The 21,092-nt window shown below is 74.6% G+C and carries 21 protein-coding genes; 13 read left to right on the top strand and 8 right to left on the bottom strand.

From position 1 onward, the window contains the following. Positions 1-3 precede the first annotated feature (3 nt). Positions 4-1,773 (top strand): ABC transporter ATP-binding protein, encoded by a 1,770-nt coding sequence (locus OG989_RS17525; RefSeq protein ID WP_327027629.1) that lies wholly within the window; start codon positions 4-6, stop codon positions 1,771-1,773. 76 nt (positions 1,774-1,849) lie between these two features. On the opposite strand, the gene OG989_RS17520 is transcribed toward OG989_RS17525, so the two are convergent. Further along, a complete protein-coding gene (locus OG989_RS17520; protein WP_151455767.1) occupies positions 1,850-2,299 on the bottom strand; it encodes a hypothetical protein in 450 nt (149 codons plus the stop codon). 162 nt (positions 2,300-2,461) lie between these two features. Between OG989_RS17520 and OG989_RS17515 the strand changes: the two genes are divergently transcribed. Further along, on the top strand, positions 2,462-2,839 hold the full coding sequence (locus tag OG989_RS17515) for a DUF6401 family natural product biosynthesis protein (RefSeq protein WP_327027627.1): 378 nt from the start codon (positions 2,462-2,464) through the stop codon (positions 2,837-2,839). A gap of 90 nt (positions 2,840-2,929) precedes the next feature. Here OG989_RS17515 and OG989_RS17510 read toward each other — a convergent pair whose 3' ends face one another. Continuing rightward, entirely contained in the window at positions 2,930-3,796 is an 867-nt protein-coding gene (locus OG989_RS17510) for a mechanosensitive ion channel family protein (protein WP_151455765.1), read from the bottom strand. Between the two features lie 189 nt (positions 3,797-3,985). Between OG989_RS17510 and OG989_RS17505 the strand changes: the two genes are divergently transcribed. The 3 genes from OG989_RS17505 (at position 3,986) to OG989_RS17495 (ending at position 8,225) form a co-directional block, all read left to right on the top strand. After that, positions 3,986-6,112, top strand: a complete 2,127-nt coding sequence (locus OG989_RS17505; RefSeq protein WP_151455764.1) for an ATP-binding SpoIIE family protein phosphatase — start codon at positions 3,986-3,988, stop codon at positions 6,110-6,112. Between the two features lie 40 nt (positions 6,113-6,152). Further along, entirely contained in the window at positions 6,153-6,830 is a 678-nt protein-coding gene (locus OG989_RS17500) for an HAD family hydrolase (RefSeq protein ID WP_151455763.1), read from the top strand. Between the two features lie 105 nt (positions 6,831-6,935). After that, a complete protein-coding gene (locus OG989_RS17495; protein ID WP_327027625.1) occupies positions 6,936-8,225 on the top strand; it encodes a cation:proton antiporter in 1,290 nt (429 codons plus the stop codon). 36 nt (positions 8,226-8,261) lie between these two features. Here OG989_RS17495 and OG989_RS17490 read toward each other — a convergent pair whose 3' ends face one another. After that, on the bottom strand, positions 8,262-9,203 hold the full coding sequence (locus tag OG989_RS17490) for an NAD(P)/FAD-dependent oxidoreductase (protein WP_327031188.1): 942 nt from the start codon (positions 9,201-9,203) through the stop codon (positions 8,262-8,264). Positions 9,204-9,367: 164 nt separating this feature from the next. Between OG989_RS17490 and OG989_RS17485 the strand changes: the two genes are divergently transcribed. Continuing rightward, positions 9,368-9,583 carry a DUF3072 domain-containing protein gene (locus tag OG989_RS17485; protein ID WP_327027624.1) on the top strand — a complete coding sequence of 72 codons (216 nt, stop codon included), beginning with the start codon at positions 9,368-9,370 and terminating at the stop codon, positions 9,581-9,583. Here the strand turns inward: OG989_RS17485 and OG989_RS17480 are convergent. Next, positions 9,577-10,092: a metallophosphoesterase family protein gene (locus OG989_RS17480; RefSeq protein ID WP_327027623.1), complete on the bottom strand. Its 516-nt coding sequence runs from the start codon at positions 10,090-10,092 to the stop codon at positions 9,577-9,579. The genes OG989_RS17485 and OG989_RS17480 overlap by 7 nt on opposite strands. Positions 10,093-10,250: 158 nt before the next feature. Here OG989_RS17480 and OG989_RS17475 point away from each other — a divergent pair, with 158 nt between their 5' ends. From OG989_RS17475 to OG989_RS17455, 5 genes are all read left to right on the top strand, one after another. Further along, the gene (locus OG989_RS17475; RefSeq protein WP_327027622.1) at positions 10,251-11,630 is read left to right on the top strand and encodes a glycoside hydrolase family 6 protein; all 1,380 of its coding nucleotides are present in this window, start codon (positions 10,251-10,253) and stop codon (positions 11,628-11,630) included. A 77-nt stretch (positions 11,631-11,707) separates the two neighbouring features. Beyond that, positions 11,708-12,517 (top strand): helix-turn-helix domain-containing protein, encoded by an 810-nt coding sequence (locus OG989_RS17470; RefSeq protein WP_327027621.1) that lies wholly within the window; start codon positions 11,708-11,710, stop codon positions 12,515-12,517. Between the two features lie 52 nt (positions 12,518-12,569). After that, a complete protein-coding gene (locus OG989_RS17465; RefSeq protein WP_151456269.1) occupies positions 12,570-13,154 on the top strand; it encodes a general stress protein in 585 nt (194 codons plus the stop codon). Positions 13,155-13,373: 219 nt separating this feature from the next. Further along, positions 13,374-13,856 carry a MarR family winged helix-turn-helix transcriptional regulator gene (locus OG989_RS17460; protein ID WP_151456268.1) on the top strand — a complete coding sequence of 161 codons (483 nt, stop codon included), beginning with the start codon at positions 13,374-13,376 and terminating at the stop codon, positions 13,854-13,856. Between the two features lie 10 nt (positions 13,857-13,866). Beyond that, a complete protein-coding gene (locus OG989_RS17455; protein ID WP_151456267.1) occupies positions 13,867-14,853 on the top strand; it encodes a pirin family protein in 987 nt (328 codons plus the stop codon). 106 nt (positions 14,854-14,959) lie between these two features. Here OG989_RS17455 and OG989_RS17450 read toward each other — a convergent pair whose 3' ends face one another. Then, complete coding sequence (locus tag OG989_RS17450; RefSeq protein WP_255474758.1) at positions 14,960-15,088, bottom strand: hypothetical protein; 129 nt, start codon at positions 15,086-15,088, stop codon at positions 14,960-14,962. A gap of 142 nt (positions 15,089-15,230) precedes the next feature. On the opposite strand from OG989_RS17450, the gene OG989_RS17445 reads away from it, so the two are divergent. Further along, entirely contained in the window at positions 15,231-16,820 is a 1,590-nt protein-coding gene (locus OG989_RS17445) for a phospholipase D family protein (RefSeq protein WP_327027617.1), read from the top strand. A gap of 28 nt (positions 16,821-16,848) precedes the next feature. Here OG989_RS17445 and OG989_RS17440 read toward each other — a convergent pair whose 3' ends face one another. Further along, positions 16,849-17,586 carry a hypothetical protein gene (locus tag OG989_RS17440; protein ID WP_225852381.1) on the bottom strand — a complete coding sequence of 246 codons (738 nt, stop codon included), beginning with the start codon at positions 17,584-17,586 and terminating at the stop codon, positions 16,849-16,851. Positions 17,587-17,962: 376 nt separating this feature from the next. Between OG989_RS17440 and OG989_RS17435 the strand changes: the two genes are divergently transcribed. Beyond that, positions 17,963-18,790, top strand: a complete 828-nt coding sequence (locus OG989_RS17435; RefSeq protein WP_151456265.1) for a SigB/SigF/SigG family RNA polymerase sigma factor — start codon at positions 17,963-17,965, stop codon at positions 18,788-18,790. Between the two features lie 149 nt (positions 18,791-18,939). Here the strand turns inward: OG989_RS17435 and OG989_RS17430 are convergent, their stop codons facing one another. After that, entirely contained in the window at positions 18,940-19,557 is a 618-nt protein-coding gene (locus tag OG989_RS17430; RefSeq protein ID WP_327027616.1) for a GNAT family N-acetyltransferase, read from the bottom strand. Continuing rightward, positions 19,554-21,083 (bottom strand): APC family permease, encoded by a 1,530-nt coding sequence (locus tag OG989_RS17425; RefSeq protein ID WP_327027615.1) that lies wholly within the window; start codon positions 21,081-21,083, stop codon positions 19,554-19,556. The genes OG989_RS17430 and OG989_RS17425 overlap by 4 nt, the downstream gene beginning before the upstream one ends. Positions 21,084-21,092 lie beyond the last annotated feature (9 nt).

Here is a 21,092-nt window from a genome sequence, read left to right as displayed (position 1 = left end):
GGCATGACTCCTTCCGCCCCGGCGTTCTCCCGATTGCGCACGCTCACCTCGTTCCTCGTCCCGCACCGGCGGACGATGCTCCTCGGTCTCGTGCTGGGGCTCGCCGCCAACGCGGCCGGGCTCGCGACGCCGATGGTCACCAAGTGGGTCCTGGACACGCTCGGCGCCGGCGAGTCGATGGCCCGCCCGATCGGCGCCCTGCTGGCGCTCGTCGTCGTCGGCGCGGCCGTCTCGCTGTGGCAGTGGCGGCTGCTCGGAACGCTGGCCGAGCGCGTCGTGCTCGACGCGCGGGCCTCGATCGTCCGGCACTACTTCCAGGCCCGCGTCGGCGACCTGCAACGCCGCCCCACCGGCGAACTGGTCACCCGGGCCACCTCCGACACCCAGCTGCTACGCGAGGCGTCCGGCAGCATCGTCGGCCTGGTCAACGCCGGCATCGCCCTGGCCGGCACCCTCGTGCTGATGGGGGTGCTCGACCTGTTCCTGCTCGGCTGCACCGTGGCCGCCGTGCTGGTCGTCGCCGCGGTCATGGGCGCACTGATGCCCCGCATCGGGCAGGCGCAGGCCGCGGCGCAGGAGTCGACGGGCGCGCTGGGCGGCGTCCTGGAGGGGGCGCTGCGCGCGATCCGCACGGTCAAGGCCAGCCGGGCGGAAGCCCGGTTGACCGAGCGGATCGTCGCCGACGCCCGGCAGGCGGCGACGCACAGCGTACGGGCCGCGCGGGTGACGGCGTCGGTCTGGACGATCGCCTGGACGGGGATCCAGCTCGCGGTGATCGCGATCCTGGGCATCGGCGCCTGGCGGGCCCAGCACGGCCTGCTGGAGATCTCCAGCCTGATCGCCTTCCTGCTGTACACGTTCCAGCTGATGGGGCCGATCACCGAGCTGACCCAGAACACCACGGCGTTGCAGGCGGGGATCGCGGCGGCGGGACGGATCCGCGAGGTCGAGACCATCGCGACCGAGCCGGCGGGACCGGCGCCCGCCCCGGCGGAACGCGCGCCGACGCCCGACGCGGAGCAGCCGGTGCTCGTGTTCCGCGGGGTCACCGCCCGGTACGGCCCGGAGGCGCCCCCGGCGGTGCGGGACATCGACCTGGCCGTCCCCCGGCGTGGGCACACCGCGATCGTGGGGCCCTCGGGAGCCGGCAAGACCACGCTCTTCTCGCTGATCCTGCGCTTCCTCGAGCCCGAGCGGGGGCAACTGCTGCTCGACGGCCGACCGTACGCGGCCCACGGGCACGACCAGGTGCGGGCCCGGCTGGCGTACGTCGAGCAGGAGACGCCGGTGGTGCCCGGCACCATCCGCGACAACCTGCGGTTCACCCATCCGGACGCCACGGAGGAGGAGATCCGGGCCGTGCTGCGCGCCGTCCGGCTCGACGACAAGATCGACTCACTGCCGGACGGACTGGACACGTCGCTGTCGTCGACGGAGGTGTCCGGCGGGGAGCGCCAGCGCATCGCCCTGGCCCGGGCCATGCTGCGCACCCCCGACGTGCTGCTGCTCGACGAGGCGACCGCGCAGGTCGACGGGCTGACCGAGGCGGCGTTGCAGGAGTGCGTCCGGCAGCGCGCGGCAGTCGGTGCCGTGCTGACCATCGCACACCGGCTCTCCACGGTGCTCGACGCCGACCGGATCGTGGTGCTGGAGCACGGCCGGATCCGCGCCCAGGGCACCCACGCCGAGCTGCTGGCCGGCGACGACCTCTACCGCCGCCTGGTCGAGGCGCTGCGCATCGCGGCCGAGGAGCACCCGGTCGCGGCGCGCTAGCTGTCCCTGGGCCCTACAGCCAGCCCACCCGCCGACGCGGCGGCCCGCCCGTCGCGCGCGGCGGGGGCGCACGCGGCTAGCCTCCGCCGTCGGGCCGCGCCTCGTGGCCGGGTCGGCCCCGGCTGCGCCGCCGCTCCTTCATCTCCGCCTCGTAGAGGTGCCGGCGACCGCCGACCAGCTCCTCCCGGGCGGCCCGGTCCAGGTCGCGGAAGAGGGCGTAGTAGTTGTCGTCGAAGTCCTCGACGATCTGGAACGTCCACCGTCCGGCGATCACGTTGCGGCCCAGCAGGTCGGTGTCGATCCGGTCGGCGATCCGGTCGTGCCCGGCGGCGCGGAACATCTCCACGGCGTCGTCGAGCATCAGGTCGGCGTGCCCCACCAGCTGGTGCAGCGAATAGAGGTGACCGCGGACCCGCTCGACGCACTCCAGCGCCTCGCTCAGCTTGCCGAGCGCCGCCACCGTCTCGTCGCTGACCCCGGCGGGCCTGCGGTGCCGTTCGTCCGGCCCGTCCTCGTGTCGTCCCATCCGTTCCTCCAGGTTTGCGCTGTGCCCGTCCGGGCGGTCTCCTCCTGCCCCACCCGCGTCGGATCAACCCCCCGCGCCGCCCGCTGACCGTTCGGGGGAGGGTCAAAAACCCGCCGACCGGCCGAGGTCGACCCTGGTCACGGCCGGATAGCCTCGGTCACCATGCGTGTGCCGTTCACCCGGGTCGAGGCCCGTTCCGCCGCCAGTTCGGCGCGAGCCACCCTCGCTCTCCTGTCCACCTCGGTCGGCGCCGAAGGACTGGCCGCCGCCGCCGCGCGTCCGGGCCTGCTCGCCCTGGTCGACCAGCACGCCGCGGCGGTGCGGGAGAGCCTGAACGGCGACCGCCGGCCGCTGAGCGCCGCCGCGCTCGCCGGCTACGCGGAGGGCGTCCGCGCCGCCGCGCTGGAGCACGGCTGGCAGCCGCCGGCGGCCCCGGTGGACTGGTCCGCACCGGACTGGCTGCTCACCCGGCTGCTCGCGGTCTGCGCGCTGACCCGCTCGCTCGGGGCCCCGGCGACCGCTCCGCTCCCGCTGATCTGAAGCCCGGGCGGGCCCCGGACCCCGGCCGGACACGCCGGAGGGGCGCCCGCACGTCCGCGGACACCCCTCCCCGTCTCGCTCACCGCCAGGTCAGCGGCGGAACTGCTGGGTCTCGTCGCTGACGCTCCCCGACTGGTACGTGCCGCGCCCGCCGGCCGTCGCGGACTCCTGCCCGCGGGGCATGACCTCGGTGCGCTCGGCCGCCGTCCGGTCCGCCATCTGCCGGCCGACGTCGGTCTGACCGGCCTCCCGGGCCCGGCGGTGCTCCTGCACCGCCCGCGACTCCTCGGCCATCCGGTTCAGCCAGCCTTCCCAGCGGTTCTGCATCGGCCGCACCAGGCCACCGCCGACACCGATGATCAGGATGCCGGCCACGGTGGCGAGCACCGCGATCAGCACCGGTGTGGTCACCGTGGTGGCGATGCCCACCTGGTTCAGCGCGGCGATCACACCCAGCGCGAGGATGAAGACCGCCACCAGGTCCGCCAGGACCTTGCCGTACGCGAGCCCGCCCAGCGCCCCGGTGACCAGATCCCGGACGGCGTTGGCGATCGCGGCGGCCACGACGATGATGATGATCGCCACGAAGGCGCGTGGCAGCCAGGCGACCACGCCGCTGATCAGGTCACTGATCGCGTTGGGTCCCCACACCCCGAAGGCGAACTGCAGGGTGAACAGCAGCACGGCGTAGTACGCCAGTCTCGCCAGGATGTCACTGGCGTCGTACTTGGTGCGTTCCAGCGCACGCTTGATGCCGCCCCGTTCCACCGCCCTGTCGAACCCGACCCGTTCCAGCGCCGTGTCCACGATCTTGAGCACGGCTCTGGCGATGAGCCATCCGACCACGAGGATCGCGATGAACGCGATGGCCCGCGGTATGAAGAGCAGCACCGACCTCCACATGTCGGCCACGGCGTTGCCGATGTCGACCTGCCTGACCGCGAGGCTTTCCGGCATGATGTCCCTCCTGTCGCATGGACTGCGCCGCGCGCTTACCCCGCCACCGACGCGGCACGCCGTCGGAGTCCCCGGGTTTTTCCCGACATGTCACCGCAGAATGGCCCTGACCTGCCCGAACGTCCGGCCCCGGCGACGCGCGGGGCATGATCGGAAACTGCCGACGGACCCTCCGGCTAGGCTGCGCTCATGCCAGGAACGGTCGGACGGGTCCCGAACCCACCAGCCCCGGTCTCGGGAACGCCCTCCGCGTCGGGCATGGCGGCCGCCGTCCCGCGCCACGACTGGGGTGGCACCCCGCTCGGTGCGTGGCGGACGTGGGACCCGGCGGTCCGGGCCGCCACCGAACTGCTCCTCGCCTCGCCCGTGCCGATGGCCCTCACCCTGGGCGACGAGCACCTGCTCGTCTACAACGACGCGTACGCGGAGCTGATCGGCGACCGGCACCCCGACGCGGTGGGCCGGCCGGCGGCCCAGGTGTTCGCCGAGTCCTGGCCGCTGCCCGGCGTCGGGGACGCCATCGCGCACACCTACCGCTCCGGGGAGCCGTTCCTGGAGAAGGAGACCACGCTCCCGCTGCACCGCCGTCCCGGCCTGGTCGAGCAGTCGGTCTTCACCCGGGGCTACTCCCCCGTGCGCGACAGCGCCGGGCGGATCGTCGGCGTGCTGACCGTGGCCGCGGAGACCACCCAGGTCACCCAGCAGTTGCAGAGCCTCAGCGACTTCGCCGCGGCGCTCGCCGGCACCCTCACCCTGGACGACGTGGCCCGGGTCGCGCTGCGCTACGCGATCACCGTGTTCGACGCCGACCGGGTCTCGTTCGCCGTCGACGAGGGCGGCGGCGGCTGGCGGATGGTCCGGCGCATCCGTGGCGAGCTGATGGACGAGGCCGACGAGCGACTCCCCCCGCTGTGGCGGCGCGTCCCGCCGGACTGGCTGGGGCCGGTGGTGACCTCCGCCCGCAGCGGCGTGCCGTACTTCGTCGACGACGGCCAGCCGCTGCGGGACATCTCGGTGGACCGGCACGACCAGAAGGTCCGCTCGCTCGCGGCGGTGCCGCTGCGGGCCTCGGTGGTGCGCGGCGGGCTGACGGTCGGCTACCAGGTCCCGCACGTCTGGTCGGCCGCCCGGCGCGCGCTGCTGGCCGCGTCGGCCGAACTGGTCGGCCAGGCAGCCGAGCGGGCCCGCCGGTTCGAGACCCAGCACGGCACGGCCCAGCTGCTGCAACGCAGCATGCTGCCGGAGCACCTGCCCGACCTGCCCCGGATGCGGATCGCCGCCCGCTACGACCCGGGCGTCGACGGCAACGCCGCCGGTGGGGACTTCTACGACGCCTTCCTGCTGCCCGACGGCGGCCTGGGGATCGTGCTCGGCGACGTCGCCGGCCACGACGTGCAGGCCGCGGCCCGGATGGGTCAGGTCCGCGCGGCGCTGCGGGCGCTGGCGCTGACCGACCCCCGCCCCGACGCCGTGCTGGCCGGGCTCGACCGGTTGGTGACCAGCCTGGGCGCCGAGGGCGACACGCACGAGCTGTTCGTGACGGTGGTCTTCGGGGTCGTTGACGTCGACCGGCAGCGGCTCACCCTGGCCAGCGCCGGTCACCCCGCGCCGCTGATCCGCCGGTGCGCCCCGGACGGCGACCCGGTCGCCGAGTACCTCGACGTGCCCGCGGGCGCCCCGCTGGGCCTGGGCTGCCGGCCGCGCACCGTCACGGTGCCCTTCGCCCCCGGCGACACGCTGCTGCTGTTCAGCGACGGTGTGGTGGAGCGGCGCTGGCAGGACCTGACGACCGGCCTGGACGCCCTGGCCGTCGCCGTGGCCGGCGCGGGCAGCGGCGACCCCCGCGCGTTGTGCGCGGTGGCCACCGCGGCGGTGCCCGGCGCCACCGAGGACGACGTCGCGGTGCTGGCGGTGGAGCACGCGCTGCGGCCGTCCCGGTCGACGAGCATGGAGGTGCCGGCCGAGCCGACCGCGCCGAGCCGGGTACGGCACTGGATGACCGCCCAGCTCACGGAGTGGCAGGTGCCCGAGTCGATCATCGGCGCGGCGGTGCTCTGCACCAGCGAGCTGACCACCAACGCCCTGCTGCACGCCGGCACGGCCGCCCGGGTGGAGATCGACCTCAGCCCGGAGCGGCTGCTGGTGTCGGTCGCCGACTCGGGCACCCGGGGCACGGTGACCCGCGCGCAGACCGACACGCTCAGCAGTCGGGGCCGGGGACTGGGGCTGATCGAGGAGCTGAGCGACGCGTGGGGGACGGACCCGACCGTACGCGGCTCGACGGTCTGGTTCGAGATCCTCATCCCGCCCGCGTGAGCGGGGGCGTCAGCCCGGCCCGACGGGGTAGGAGGACCGTATGCCCACCGACAAGCCCACCGGTGTCCTCTTCGACGTGGACGGCACCCTGGTCGACACCACCTACCTGCACACCGTGAGCTGGTGGGAGGCGCTGCGCCAGACCGACCGGCCCGTACCCATGGCGACGATCCACCGCGCCATCGGGATGGGCTCGGACAAGCTGCTCGACCACCTGCTCGGCCCGGAGCGCGACCGGAGCGCGGACCAGAAGCTGCGCGCCGCCCATGACACCCTCTTCGCCGAGTACTGGGAGCGGCTGGTCCCGCTGCCCCGCGCCGCCGACCTGCTGCGCGCCTGCGCGGAGCGGGGACTTCGGGTGGTGCTGGCGACCTCCGCCGCCGAGCACGAGGTGACCGCGCTGCGCCGGGCGCTGGCCGCCGACGACGTGATCCACACGATCACCAGCTCGGCGGACGCGCGGGAGAGCAAGCCGGCGCCGGACATCCTGGTCGCCGCGCTGGAGCAGTCCGGGCTCGCCGCCGAACGCGTGGTCTTCGTCGGTGACTCGGTGTGGGACGTCGCCGCCGCCGGCGAGCTGGACATCCCCTGCGTCGGTCTGACCTGCGGCGGCACCGGCCGGGGCGAGCTGGCCGGGGCCGGTGCGGTGGCCGTCTACGAGGATCCCGCCGCGCTGCTCGCCGCCCTCGACGACTCGCCGGTCACCCGGGCGGGGTGACCGCCGCCGGCTCCGTCGCTCCGAAGAGGAATACGAGAAGTCTTCCGGGGGCAAGGACTTGCACCACCTGCCCGCACGCCGTGGGCGAGGCGGAGAGGTGGGGTCGTGGAGCCGGTAGACGTGGCGTTCGCGGTGGTCGGTCTGGGCGCGCTGCTGGCGGGGATCCTGCCCCGCGTGCTCGAACGCCGGCCACTGTCCATGCCGATCGCCTTCCTGGGGCTGGGCATGCTGGTCTTCCTCCTCCCCATCGGGCTGCCGGACCCCGACCCGCTCGCGCACCCGGAGATCGCCACCCACCTCACCGAGATCGGCGTCCTCGTCGCGCTGATGGGTGCCGGGCTGAAGATCGACCGGCCGTTGAGCTGGGCCCGCTGGTCGTCGACCTGGCGGCTGCTGGCCATCGCCATGCCGCTGTGCATCGTGGCGGTGGCGGTGCTCGGCTGGTGGTGGGCCGGGCTGGTCCCGGCCGCCGCGCTGCTGCTGGGGGCGGCCCTCGCCCCGACCGATCCGGTGCTCGCCGCCGACGTGCAGGTCGGCGAGCCCACCGACGTCGAGGACTCCGAGGACGAGGTCCGCTTCGCCCTCACCTCCGAGGCCGGGCTGAACGACGGGCTGGCCTTCCCCTTCGTGTACGCGGCCATCGCCATCGCCACCACCAGCCTCGCCCCCGGCGACTGGCTGGGTCACTGGCTCGGCGTGGACGTGCTCTGGAAGGTGGCGGCGGGGGTGGCGGGCGGGTGGCTGGTCGGGTGGCTGCTCGGCAAGCTCTTCTTCCGGGCCCCGAGCAAGCTGCGGCTGGCCCGGCACTCGGAGGGCTTCCTCGCGCTGGCCGCGACCTTCCTGGCGTACGGGCTGGTGGAGGTCGTCAGCGGGTACGGCTTCCTGGCGGTGTTCGTGGCCGCGCGGGCGATCCGGGCCGCCGAGCGCACCCACGAGTTCCACGCCGTGCTGCACGACTTCGCCGAGCAGGTGGAGCGGCTGCTCACCGTGCTGTTGCTGCTGCTCTTCGGCGGCGCCGTGGTGGGTGGCCTGCTGGGCCCGCTGACCTGGCCGGCCGCCGCGGTCGGACTGGCGCTGGTCTTCGTGGTCCGCCCGCTGCTCGGCTGGTTGTCGCTGCGGGGGGCGCCCGGCCGGCCGGCCGAGCACTGGGTGATCGCCCTGTTCGGCATCCGGGGCGTCGGCTCGTTCTTCTACATCGCGTACGCGACCGCGAAGACCGACTTCCCCCAGGCGGACCTGCTCTGGGCGACCGTCGGCCTCGTGGTGATCGTCTCGGTGGTGGTGCACGGCATCGCGGCGACCCCGGTGATGCAGTTGCTGGACCGGGCGGGGGAACGCACGTCCGACCCGTCCGAACGCCGCCACGCCGGCGAGCCCGTCACCGCCGGGGGTTGACCGCCCGGCCCGCCGGTGTGCGCAGGGGCCGCTTCCTCACCCTGCGCCCAGGCGGGTGACGAGGGCGCGGCCGAGGTCGCGACCGGAGAGCCAGGCGCTCTGCACCCGGGGTGCGCCGAACGCGTCGCCGGCCAGCCCGACGCCGTCGGCGTCGAGGTGGTACGTCCCGCCGGGGCCTTCGGTGGGCTTCGCGTACGTCCAGCGGTGCACGTGCACGTGCTCCGCCGCTTCGGGCAGCCCCAGCAGGTCCCGGACGGCCTCCTCGATCGCCGGGCCGGCGCCGGAGGGCTGGGCGAGGTGGCCGGCGGCGAACTCGGGCGTGGTGTGGGCGACCAGCACCGGCGCGTCGTCGCCGCGGCGGTCGCCGTCGTCGCAGACGAGGTTCAGCAGCGGGTGGTCGTTGACGAAGGCGCCCCGGAAGGTGGCCCACCGGCGGGCCGGGAAACGCAGCACCCCGGCCAGGGACGGCGACCAGCGTTGGACCTGCGTGGCCCGGGTGGCGGCGGCCAGGGCCGGGTCGAGCAGCAGGGCCGCCTGCGGCCCCGGCATGGCGAGCGCCACCGCCTCGCAGGGCCGCCCGTCCACCACCGGTCCGGGCGCGACGCCGAGCACGAGCCGGTCCACGGTCACCGGCAGGTCCCGGGCCAGGTGCTCCACCAGCGTCCGCAGCCCCCGGGTCGCCGCCCAGCGCATCGGGCCGGGCGCCGCACGCCGGCCGTCGGCGCCGTACGCGACGAAGGTGTCGGTCCACTCGCGGGCCAGGCCGGCCGCGCGCCATCCCTCGGCCACCTCGGCGAAGTCCGGATCGCTGACCGTGAAGTAGGCGGCGCCGGTGTCCGCCGGCCGGCCGTCGAAGCGGCGGCTGGCCATCCGGCCGCCGGCCACCCGGGCGCGCTCGCGGATCTCCACCGGGATGCCGGCGCGGGCCAGTTCCGTCGCGCACGCCACTCCGGCGATGCCCGCGCCGACCACCACCACACCCGCCCGCTGCGCCGCCGTCATCCGGTGATCGTATGCGCGCCCGCGTCGCCCGGACGGCCGGAGACACGCCCGACGCGTCCGGGCGTACGACGCGCCGGAGGGCGGCATGGATCGGCGCCGCACGGGGTATTGGCACGTCTGTTCGAAGGAAGGTGGAGACCATGACGGACCGCAGCAGCAGCCAGGCCGACCCGCAGAGCGCCATCAAGGACCCGGACGAGTGGGTCACCGGCGAGGAGCCGCCGACCGCCGCCCAGGAGTCCTACCTGGCGACCCTGGCCCGGGAGGCCGGCGAGGAGCCGCCGGAGGGTCTGACGAAGGCCGAGGCCTCCAAGCGGATCGACCAGCTCCAGGAGGAGACCGGCCGCGGTCAGTGACCGGGCGGGCGGCGCGGTGGCAGGCGGTGCAGTTCGACCTCGTCGAGCCGTCCCGCCGCCACCCGCGCCGTCAGGTACGTGGCGTACGGCTGGGCCCGCCGGTCGGTGGGCGAGCCGGGGTTGAGCAGCCGCGGGCCACCCGGGGCGACCGTGTCCCAGGGGATGTGCGAGTGGCCGAAGATCAGCACGTCGGTGTCGGGGAAGCGGGCCGCGCAGCGGCTCTCCCGCCCGGTCTTCGGGCCGGTCTCGTGCACGACGGCGATCCGCAGCCCGTCGAGTTCCACCCGGGCGACCTCCGGCAGCCGGGCGCGCAGCGCCGGCCCGTCGTTGTTGCCGTACACCCCGACGAGGCGGCGGGCCCGGGCGGCGAGGGCGTCCAGCAGCGCCTCGTCGACCCAGTCCCCCGCGTGCAGCACCACGTCGGCGGCGCCGACCGCCGCCCAGAGGGGCTCCGGCAGGTCCCGGGCCCGCTTCGGCACGTGGGTGTCGGCGGTGATCACCAGGCGCATCCCGCCATTCTCCCCGCGGACCTCGCGCCGCGGCCGGCCCGCCGCCCCGAAAGTCGCGACCTCGACGCGGACCCTTCACATCGCCGCAATCAACACGTAGTTTGACGGCGATGCATGGGAGCGCTTCCAGCGGTGCTCCTCGATGGATGGGAGATCCCGTGAGAAGCAGACCCGCACTCGCCGCGCTGAGCGCCGCGGCGGCGCTCACCGTCGCCGCCACCGTGACCGTCGGCATCGTCCGCGCACCCGCCGCGGTCGCCGCCGACTCGGCGTTCTACGTCGACCCGGCGACGGCCGCGGCGGCCTGGGTCGCCGCCAACCCCGGCGACCCCCGGGCCGCCGTGATATCCGGCCGGATCGCGAACGTTCCCCAGGGCCGGTGGTTCACCCGGACCAACACCTCGACCGTACGGTCCGAGGTCGACGCCCTGGTCGGCGCGGCGGCGGCCGCCGGCAAGGTGCCGATCCTGGTCGTCTACAACATCCCGAACCGGGACTGCAGCGGCGCGAGCGGCGGCGGCGCGCCCGACCACGCCACGTACCGGCAGTGGGTCGACCAGGTCGCGGCCGGCCTGGCCGGACGGCCGGCGACCATCGTCCTGGAACCCGACGTGCTGCCGCTGATGACCAGCTGCCAGAACGCGGCCCAGCAGGCCGAGACGAAGGCCTCCATGGCGTACGCCGGCAGGAAGCTCAAGGCGGGCTCGGCCGCCGCGAAGGTCTACTTCGACATCGGGCACTCCGCGTGGCTCGCCCCCGGCGAGGCCGCCTCCCGGCTGCTCGGCGCGGACGTCGCCAACAGCGCGGACGGCATCTCGCTCAACGTCTCCAACTACCGGCGCACCGCCGACGAGGTCGCCTACGCCAAGGCCGTGATCGCGGCGACCGGGCTGTCCCGGCTCAAGGCGGTCGTCGACACCAGCCGCAACGGCAACGGGCCGGCCGGCTCCGAGTGGTGCGATCCGGCCGGGCGGGCCATCGGCACCCCGAGCACCACCGCCACCGGCGACTCCGCCATCGACGCGTACCTGTGGGTGAAGCTGCCCGGCGAGGCCGACGGCTGCATCGCGCCGGCCGGCCAGTTCGTGCCGCAGCGGGCGTACGACATGGCCCTGGCCGCCGGCCCGGCCCCCACCACCGCCCCGCCGACCACCGCCCCGCCCACGACGGCGCCCCCGACCACCGCCCCGCCCACGACGCCCCCGCCGAGCACTCCCCCGCCGACCGGCGGCTGCACGGTGTCGTACACCCCGAACTCGTGGTCCGGTGGCTTCACCGCCGAGCTGCGGGTGACCAACCACGGCGCCGCGCTCACCGGCTGGACACTCACGTTCGCCCCCGGCGCCGGGGTCCGGCTGACCAACGGCTGGAACGGCGACTGGACCCAGTCGGGCGACCGGATCACCGTGCGCAACGCCGCCTGGAACGCCGGCCTGCCCACGGGCGGCACGGTCTCGCTCGGGTTCCAGGGCACCTGGCCGGGCGGCGCCCTGCCCACCCCGACCGGGTTCACCCTCAACGGCACCGCCTGCTCCTGACCGCCGCGCCTCGCCCGTCCCGCACGGGGCGGGCGAGGCCCGGGGCCGTTCCATGCGGCGCGGCCTAGAATCGGCGCGTGGGCGTGGCCGTGGCGGTGGAGGAGCGGCGGGCGCCGGTCGGGGCGCTGCTGCGGCAGTGGCGCAGACGGCGCGGGCTCAGCCAGCTCGCCCTCGCGGTCGGGGCGGAGATCTCCACCCGGCACCTCAGCTTCGTGGAGACCGGGCGCTCCGCGCCGAGCCGGGAGATGGTCCTGCGGTTGGCCGAGCACCTCGACGTGCCGCTGCGTGACCGCAACCGGCTGCTGCTGGCCGCCGGGTACGCCCCCGTCTACTCCCACGCCCCGCTGGACTCCCCCGAGCTGCGACGGGTCCTCGACGCGGTACGCCGGGTCCTGCGGGCGCACGAGCCGTACCCGGCCGTCGCGGTGGACCGGCGCTGGAACCTGGTGGCCGGCAACGCCACCCTGCCGCTGCTCACGGAGGGTGTCGCCGCGCACCTGCTCCGTCCGCCGGCCAACGCGCTGCGGCTGACGCTGCACCCCGAGGGCATGGCGCCCCGGATCGCCAACCTCGGCGAGTGGCGGGCCCACCTGCTCGGGCGGCTGCGCCGGCACCTGGCGCTGACCGACGATCCCGAACTGGGCGCGCTGCACGACGAACTGCGCGGCTACCCGGGCGGGCCGGCCGACCCGGAGGCGGGCCTGCCCCGCGCCGGGGACGTGGTCGTGCCCCTGCGACTGCGTCACCCGGGCGGCGAGCTGGCCTTCCTCAGCACCGTCTCGACCTTCGGCACCCCGCTGGACGTGACGGTCGAGGAGCTCTCCATCGAGTCCTTCTTCCCCGCCGACGAGGCCACCGCCGCGTACCTGCGCGCCGCCGCCCGCTGAGCGTTACCTCGCGACGGCGGCGGGAACGCGGGCGGTGACGAAGGAGGAACTCATGACCACACCGTCGAGTCCCACCTCGGCATGGCGGCCCGGGATGCCGGGCGGCGACACCCTCCCGTCCGGTCCGGCCGGCCGCCCGAGCGGCCCCGGTCACGACGGGCACGGCCCACAGACCGGTCCGCCCACCGTGACGATCGGCTCGTATCCGGACTATCCGTCCGCCCAGCGGGTCGTCGACTACCTGGCGGACAACCGGTTCCCGGTCGAACACAGCGCCATCGTCGGCACGAACCTCACCCTGGTCGAGACCGTGCTCGGCCGGATGACGACGGGGCGGGCGGCCCTGGCGGGTGCCGGCACGGGGGCCTGGTTCGGACTCTTCATCGGGCTGCTGTTCGGCATCTTCACCGCCGGCAACTGGGTCGCGGCGATCCTGGTCGGGCTCGTCGTCGGCGCGATCTGGGGAGCGGTGTTCGGCGCGGTCGCGCACGCGATGACCGGCGGGCGGCGCGACTTCACCTCGGCCAGCTCGCTGCGCGCCGGCCAGTACGCCGTCCTCGTGGACGCCCAGTTCGCCGAGCAGGCGCGTCAGCTGCTCGGCCGGATGCACATGGCGGCCGCACCGCCCGCCCGCTGAGGCCCACGCCGGTGGCGTCCGCCGGCCGCGACCGCCCCGGGCCCGTCGTCCGGACGTCGGCGTCCGCCCCGGGCGGACGCCGGCGCCGGCCGGTCCGGGTCGGCGGCGGCCCCGCCCCGGTCCGGGTACCCCCTTCAAAGCTGAACGGAATCGCCGCGTCGCGGGTGACCGCGCCCACAGGACACTAGTTAAATTTTGAAATAGTGCTACTGTCATGGCGTGACCGAGAGCCTGGACAGCACCCGACTCGCCGCCTGGCGCGCCTACATCGAGGCCAGCCAGCGGCTCTACACACGGCTGGAGGACGACCTGCGCGCCGAGAGCGCGCTCACCTTCGCCGACTACCACGTGCTCGTCCTGCTCTCCGAGGCGCCGGGCCAGCGGCTGCGGATGGGCGAGCTGGCGAGCCGCCTGGTCTTCTCGCCCAGCCGGCTGACGTACCAGATCACCACCATGCAGCGGCGCGGCCTGGTCGCCCGGGAGTCCTGTCCCGACGACCGCCGCGGCAGCGAGGCCGTGCTCACCGCCGCCGGGCTGCTGGCCCTGCGCGAGGCCGCCCCGCACCACCTGCGGTCGGTGCGCGCCCACCTGATGGACGACCTCGACGACGCCGAGGTCGCCTGCCTCACCCGGATCTTCGAGCGACTCGGCCGGCGCCTGCGCGCGGACCGCGACGCGTCGACCGCCCACCCGCACAGCTGAGGAGCCCCCGATGCCCGCCATCACCGTCGACAACGTGCTCGTCCTGCCCCGCCTGCCCAGGCTCGACGAGTCCACCGCGTTCCGCCCGGTCCGCCGGCTGACCACCGCGCCCAGCGGCTACGAGGGCGAGGGCTTCCCGGTCCGCCGGGCGTTCGCCGGCGTGCCGGTGAGCGAGTTGGACCCGTTCATCCACCTGGACCAGATGGGCGAGGTGGACTACGCCCCGGGCGAGCCGAAGGGCACGGCCTGGCATCCGCACCGCGGCTTCGAGACGGTGACCTACATGATCGACGGGATCATGGACCACCAGGACTCGCAGGGCGGCGGCGGCACGATCACCAACGGCGACACCCAGTGGATGACGGCCGCGAGCGGCCTGCTGCACATCGAGGCGCCGCCGGAGCACCTCGTCATGAGTGGCGGGTTGTTCCACGGCACCCAGCTCTGGGTCAACCTGCCCCGGGCCGCGAAGATGAACCCGCCCCGCTACCAGGACATCCGGGGTCGCGAGGCGGCCCTGCTGACCACGCCCGACGGCGGCGCGCTGATCCGGGTGATCGCCGGCGAGATCGCCGGGCACCGGGGGCCGGGCTCCACCCACACCCCGATCACCATCACGCACGTCACCGTGCAGCCGGGTGCCCGCGTCGACCTGCCGTGGCGGCCGGACTTCAACGCCCTGGTGTACGTGCTGGGCGGACGGGGCACGGTGGGCACCGACGGGCGGCCGGTGCACACGGGGCAGCTCGCCGTGCACGGCCCCGGCGACGCGCTGACCTTCACCGCGGACGCCAGCCAGGACGGCCACACCCCGACGCTGGACCTCTACATCATGGGCGGCGAGCCGATCCGGGAGCCGGTGGCGCACTACGGCCCGTTCGTCATGAACACCCGCGACGAGCTGCTCCAGGCGTTCGAGGACTTCAAGGCCGGCCGGCTCGGTGTCGTTCCCGCCGAGCGGCTGCCGCACACCGACGGCCAGGCCCCGAGGCCCTGATCCCACGCGCGGGTGGTGGGCGCCCCCGGCACGGCCGGGTGGCGCCCACCGGCGCGTCGGGACGTGGCGCCCACCGGCGCGTCGGGACGTGGCGCCCACCGGCGCGTCAGGAGACGGCGAAGATGCCCGCGACTCCCAGGATCACCATGAGCAACACCGTCACCAGCGCGCCCCGCTCGCTTTCGACCGCCTGCTCGCGGTACTCGGTCACGGGGTTCGTCGTCTCGCCGGGCATGGTGTTGCCTCCTCGGTGTTCGCGTCGTGATCGGGCGGGCTGTCGGGGGCCGTCCGACCGGTCACCGGAGTGCCGGCCGGGATGCGGACCCGCGACACGGGTCCTACCGTGAGGACGTTGTCGACCTCGGGGGGCTGGAACGGTGGCACCGCGCAACTGGTTCCTGAGCGCAGCCGAACGCGCCAACCCGGTGTCAGAGTTACCCGTCTGGAGCAGCGGAAACCTCGCCGAGCCGTTAATTCACGGAACCGCGTACTTCGACCGGCTGGTCGACGAGGTGCAGGCGCTGGAGGCCGGCGACCACCTCTTCTTCACCGACTGGCGGGGTGACCCGGACCAGCGGTTGCGCCCGGACGGGCCGACCGTGGCGCAGCTCTTCGCGCGCGCCGCGCAGCGGGGCGTGGTGGTCAAGGGCCTGATCTGGCGCTCCCACCTCGACCTCCTGGCCTACAGCGAGGCGGAGAACCGCAACCTGAGCGAGACGGTCTCCGCCGCCGGCGGCGAGGTGCTGCTCGACCAGCGGGTCCGCCGGGGCGGCTCGCACCACCAGAAGCTGGTGGTGCTGCGGCACCTGCGCGCGCCGGAACGGGACGTCGCCTTCGCCGGCGGGATCGACCTGTGCCACAGCCGCCGCGACGACGCCGCGCACCGGGGCGACCCGCAGGCGGTGCAGATGTCCGCCCGCTACGGCGACCACCCGCCCTGGCACGACGTGCAGCTCGCGGTGCGGGGGCCGGTGGTGGGCGCGCTGGACACCACCTTCCGGGAGCGCTGGACCGACCCGATGCCGCTGGACTCGGAGAACCCCCTCGCCTACCTGCGCGACCGGCTGCGCGGCGCGGACCTACGGCCCGACCCGTTGCCGCCGCAGCCGGCCGACCCGCCGCCCTGCGGCCCGCACGACGTCCAGGTGCTCCGCACCTACCCGGCGGTCCGGCCCCGCTACTCCTTCGCCCCCGACGGCGAGCGCACGGTGGCCCGCGGCTACACCAAGGCGGTCCGGCGGGCCCGGCGGCTGATCTACCTGGAGGACCAGTACCTGTGGTCCAGCGAGGTGGCCGACCTGTTCGCCCGGGCGCTGCGGGAGAATCCCGACCTGCACCTGGTCGCCGTGGTCCCCCGGTTCCCGGACGTGGACGGCCGGCTGGCGCTGCCGCCCAACATGGTGGGCCGCGAGCAGGCGCTGTCGCTCTGCGAGCGGGCGGCCCCCGAGCGGGTGCACGTGCTCGACGTGGAGAACCACGCCGGCACCCCGGTCTACGTGCACGCCAAGGTCTGCGTGGTCGACGACGTGTGGGCCAGCGTGGGCAGCGACAACTTCAACCGCCGGTCCTGGACGCACGACAGCGAGCTGTCCTGCGCGGTGCTGGACGGCACCCGGGACGACCGGGCGCCGACCGACCCGGCCGGCCTCGGCGACGGCGCCCGGGTCTTCGCCCGGGACCTGCGGCTGCGGCTGTGGCGCGAGCACCTGGACCGCGACCCCGACGGCGGCGAGGACGCCGACCTGATCGACCCGGCCGACGCCGTAACGGCGATCAGGGCCGCCGCCGACGCGCTGCAACGGTGGTACGACGACGGGCAGGCCGGTCCCCGGCCCCCGGGCCGGCTGCTGCCGCACCGGGCGGAACGGCTGCCCTGGTACACCCGGGCCTGGGCGCTGCCGGCGTACCGGCTGGTCTACGACCCGGACGGCCGGCCGCTGCGGGCCCGGCGGGCGGGCACGTGGTGAGCGCTCCGGCCCGGCACGGGGCTGACCGTCAGACGGGCACGAAGAGGGCGTCGGCCCGGCTGCGGGCGGGCTCGGCCCCGACGGGGCCGGCGTCGGCGGTGTGCACCGTCAGCCCACCGGGATAGGCGAACGAGGCGCGCGGGGAGTAGAAGCCGAAGCCGATGGTCAGCGGGTTCTCCGGGCGGAGCGCGTAGATCGGGTGGGCCGGCTCCAGGAACTCCACCGACTCGATCACGAACGGATCGACCGGTTCGGCGACGTACGGGTAGACGGCGCTGAGCAGTTGCCCGTCGCGCGCCGTGAAGTAGCGGTGGTGACCGCTGCTGATCGCCCGGCCCGTCTCGCCCACCAGGCAGCGGGCGCGGATCACCGGTACGCCGTCGATCTCCGTCTCGGCGACGATCTCCCCGTCGTGGTGCTCGATGCGGGTCCGGCCCACGACGGCGGGCGCCCCCCGCGCGGCGGCGTAGGCGCGGACCCGTGCGCTACAGGTCACGTAGTCCGTCCACCAGCCGCCGGGGTTGATCCCGCCCGGCGCGTCCACCCCTGCCAGCGCCACCCCGAGGTAGGTCAGCGAGTACGCGCCGAAGCCGGAGGTCTGGCACTCGTCGTCGACCACGTACTGGTTCATGAAGACCAGGCGGTCGGCCGACGGGCGCAGCCCGGCCGGCACCAGCGCCGCGACCGCGTCCGGGTCCGCCGGCAGCCAGCCGAAGAAGAGCGTGCGGCTGTTGACGACGAGATGGGGGGCGGCGGGGTCGAGCACGGCACCTCCGGAGCGGGGCGGGTACCCGCACGCTACGGCCCGTCTCGTGGACGGGACAACGACGGAAAGCCGACAATCGGCGCCGGTCATCCGGGGTGACCGTGACCGCTCGGCCGGCCGGTCCGGGCCGCCCGGATGCGACATCGTCGATGTCCGGCGGGGCCGGCTGACCGTACGCCCGACGTAAGCCAGCCCACAATCCGAGGCCGCTTCGCCCGATTCACGCCGTCCGTGCCGGAAAATTACTTAAGTACATCGTACTTTCGGCTAGATTTCGTCATACCGATCGGGCTAAGGTGACTCCCGAACGGACATCTGAACTTAAACCTAAGCGTCACGTCTTTCATCCGCGGACGAGGTGCAGGGAGGACCACCCATGACCGCGCCAACGATCAGCGAGCCGGCGGCCACGACAGCGCCGAGCACCGCCCAGAAGCTCGACCCGCGTGCGCTCACCGACAGCGCCGCGGACCTGCTCAACGCGATGGCCGCGCTGCCGGCCGGCCACCCGTCCCGCGCCGCCCTGCGCGACAAGGCGATCGAGGCCTGGCTGCCGCTCGCCAACCACCTCGCGCACCGCTACAGCGGCCGGGGCGAGCCCACCGACGACCTGGCCCAGACCGCCGCGGTCGGCCTGATCAAGGCGATCGACAAGTTCGACCCGTCCCGCGGCGTCGACTTCGCCGGCTACGCGATCCCCACCATCATCGGGGAGCTCAAGCGGCACTTCCGCGACCGCACCTGGGACATCCGGGTCCCCCGCCGGCTCCAGGAGCTGCGGCTGGCCATCTCCGACGCCAACAGCTCGCTGTTGCAGACCCTGGGCCGTTCGCCCACGGTGGCCGACATCGCCGCCCACCTCAAGCTCACCGAGGAAGAGGTGCTGGAGGGCCTGGAGGGCGCCCGCGCCTACAACGCGGTCTCGCTCTCGACCCCGACCGGCGACGGCGACCGCGCGACCGAGCTGGGCGACATGCTCGGCGGAGTGGACGGCGAGTTCGAGCTGGCCGAGCTGCGGGTCGCCCTCGGCCCGGCGCTGGCCACGCTCGACGAGCGGGAGCAGAAGATCCTCACGCTGCGGTTCTACGGCAACCTGACGCAGTCGCAGATCGCCGATCAGATCGGCGTCTCGCAGATGCACGTGTCCCGGCTGCTGGCCCGCGCGCTGACCAAGCTGCGGGGGCAGCTCGACGGCACGTACTAGGGGTGGTGGGCGATGGCCGGGCCGGCGGGCCCGGCCATCGTCGTGTCCGGGGCGGGTGCCTCGCCACGGCGGCACGACGCCCGGGTCACCCTCTCGCGGGGGGTGACCCGGGCGTCGCCGCTCGGGCTGGTGGCACCGGGCGCCGTCGTTCAGGCGGGCTGCCCGGCCGCCGTCGCCGCGCGGCTGGGCTCCCGCCACATCGGCCAGAACGGCGTGCCGTCGGGCAGGTGGAAGGGCTCGGCGACCTGGTAGCCGTGCCGCGCGTACAGGTCGCGGCCGGTCTCGCTGGCCGCCTCCAGGTAACCGGGCACCCCCTCGGCGTCGAGGACGGCGTGGTGGTGCCGCAGCAGCGCGCTGCCCAGCCCCTGTCCCTGCCGGTCCGGTGCGACGGCGAGGAACGCCAGGTGGTGGTGGTCGGGGTGCGGGTGGTGGGCCTCGAAGAGCTTGTCCAGGTGGGCGAACCGGTCGGTCCACTCCCCGCAGGCCGCGGCCAGCCGGGCGTCGTAGTCCTCCGGCGGCGGGGCCGGGTCGCCCACCGAGGGGAACCAGACCGCGACCCCCGCCCGGTCCGCGGTCGCGTGGACGAGGCCGTACCGCATCGCGTGGTCCACCAGGATCGCGAAGTTGCCGGCCAGCACGGACTGCCGCCGCGCGGCGTCGGGCACCAGCCAACGGGGCGCGTCGAGGGCCATGAACGCCTCGGCGATCCGGCCGGCCACCAGCGACGTCTCCCGCGGCCCGAGCCGCTCGATGCGTACCTCGCTCACCGCCGCGCCGCCGTCCCGCTCGGGACGGGCCCGCCGAGGTGCCCGGCCGGCGGCGGCGCCGTCACCGCCACGCTCTCCGCGCCCAGACCGATCCGGGCGTACGTGTCGGGGCGGCTGCCGCGCAGCACCAGCGCCCACAGCAGGCCGAGCAGCGCGGCGACCGGGTAGACCGCCGGGACCGCCCAGCGCAGGGGCGAGTCCGGGGCCACCCCGAGCAGGTCGGCGAAGTTGACCACCGCAAGCAGGACGATCACGGCCAGGGCCACGGCGGCGAGTCCGGGGGCGACCGCGCGCCGCCACAGCGTCTCGTTGACTCCGTTGCGGGCGAAGAAGGCGATCACCGCGACCGAGGTGGTGGCGATCAGCAGCAGCACCCCGAAGCCGCCGGCGGTGCCGACCCAGTAGAACAGCTGCACCACCGGGTCCCAGCCGTTGAGGGCGTAGAGCAGGATCACCACGAGGCCGAGCGCGCTCTGCGCGAGGGAGGCGGCCCGGGGCGAGCCGGTGCGCGGCGAGGTCTGCCCGAACACGGCCGGCAGCACCCGCTCCCGGCCGAGCGCGAACGTGTACCGGGCGGTGGTGTTGTGGAAGGAGATCATCGCGGCGAGCACCGAGGTCAGGAAGAGCGCCTGACCGATGGTGACGGCGGTGCCCCCGAGGTGCGCCTCGGCCAGGTTGAAGATGAGTCCGATGCTCTGCTCGCCAGCCTCGGCGGCGATCCGGTCCGGCCCGACGGCGACGGTCATGCTCCACGACGACAGCGCGTAGATCCCCGCGATGATGGCGATGGAGAGATAGGTGGCCAACCGCACCGTCCGCCGCGGGTCCTTGCTCTCCTCGCTGAACACCACGGCGGACTCGAAGCCCACGAAGCCCAGGATGGCCAGCACCAGCACCGCGCCGGCGCCGGGCACGACGAGGTTCTCCGGTGACAGTGCGGCGAAGCTGACGTCGCCGCCGGCCGGGTGGGTCAGCTGCCCGAGGTCGAAGACCACGATCACCACCATCTCGGCGACCAGCAGCGCCGCGAGCACCAGGCCGTTCAGGTCGATGCGGAGCAGACCGAGCACGCCGACCGTCGCCCAGGCGACCAGCGCCACCACCCACCACGCCGGGGCCACCCCGAACAGGCGGCCCAGCACCGGTTCCGCGGCGGCGCCGATGGTGCCGTAGAGCCCCACCTGGAGGGCGTTGTACGCGATCAGCGCCACCCAGGCGGCGCCGACGCCGGCCGGTCGGCCCAGCCCGCGGGCGACGTAGGCGTAGAACGCGCCGGCGTTGGCCATCCGCCGGGCCATCGCCACGTATCCGATGGAGAAGAGGGCGAGCACCGCGGCCACCGTCAGGAAGGCCAGCGGGATGCCGAGCACCCCGACGACCCCGTAGCCGGTGGTGACGACGCCGGCCACGACGGTCAGCGGGGCGGCGGCGGAGAGGACGAAGAAGATCACCGACGGCACACCGAGCCGGCCGCGGGCCAGGGCCTCGGAGACGTTGCTCGGTCGGTCGAGCGTTGGTGTCGACATACGCGGACT

This window comes from Micromonospora sp. NBC_01740, from assembly GCF_035920365.1.
Taxonomy (GTDB): Bacteria; Actinomycetota; Actinomycetes; order Mycobacteriales; family Micromonosporaceae; genus Micromonospora; species Micromonospora reichwaldensis.
This window is presented reverse-complemented; position numbering and strand designations above follow the sequence as displayed.

Coding starts and splice junctions, on each gene's coding strand:
- OG989_RS17525 (WP_327027629.1), top strand. CDS start 4: ATGACTCCTTCCGCCCCGGCGTTCTCCCGATTGCGCACGCTCACCTCG.
- OG989_RS17520 (WP_151455767.1), bottom strand. CDS start 2,299: ATGGGACGACACGAGGACGGGCCGGACGAACGGCACCGCAGGCCCGCC.
- OG989_RS17515 (WP_327027627.1), top strand. CDS start 2,462: ATGCGTGTGCCGTTCACCCGGGTCGAGGCCCGTTCCGCCGCCAGTTCG.
- OG989_RS17510 (WP_151455765.1), bottom strand. CDS start 3,796: ATGCCGGAAAGCCTCGCGGTCAGGCAGGTCGACATCGGCAACGCCGTG.
- OG989_RS17505 (WP_151455764.1), top strand. CDS start 3,986: ATGCCAGGAACGGTCGGACGGGTCCCGAACCCACCAGCCCCGGTCTCG.
- OG989_RS17500 (WP_151455763.1), top strand. CDS start 6,153: ATGCCCACCGACAAGCCCACCGGTGTCCTCTTCGACGTGGACGGCACC.
- OG989_RS17485 (WP_327027624.1), top strand. CDS start 9,368: ATGACGGACCGCAGCAGCAGCCAGGCCGACCCGCAGAGCGCCATCAAG.
- OG989_RS17480 (WP_327027623.1), bottom strand. CDS start 10,092: ATGCGCCTGGTGATCACCGCCGACACCCACGTGCCGAAGCGGGCCCGG.
- OG989_RS17465 (WP_151456269.1), top strand. CDS start 12,570: ATGACCACACCGTCGAGTCCCACCTCGGCATGGCGGCCCGGGATGCCG.
- OG989_RS17455 (WP_151456267.1), top strand. CDS start 13,867: ATGCCCGCCATCACCGTCGACAACGTGCTCGTCCTGCCCCGCCTGCCC.
- OG989_RS17450 (WP_255474758.1), bottom strand. CDS start 15,088: ATGCCCGGCGAGACGACGAACCCCGTGACCGAGTACCGCGAGCAGGCG.
- OG989_RS17435 (WP_151456265.1), top strand. CDS start 17,963: ATGACCGCGCCAACGATCAGCGAGCCGGCGGCCACGACAGCGCCGAGC.
- OG989_RS17425 (WP_327027615.1), bottom strand. CDS start 21,083: ATGTCGACACCAACGCTCGACCGACCGAGCAACGTCTCCGAGGCCCTG.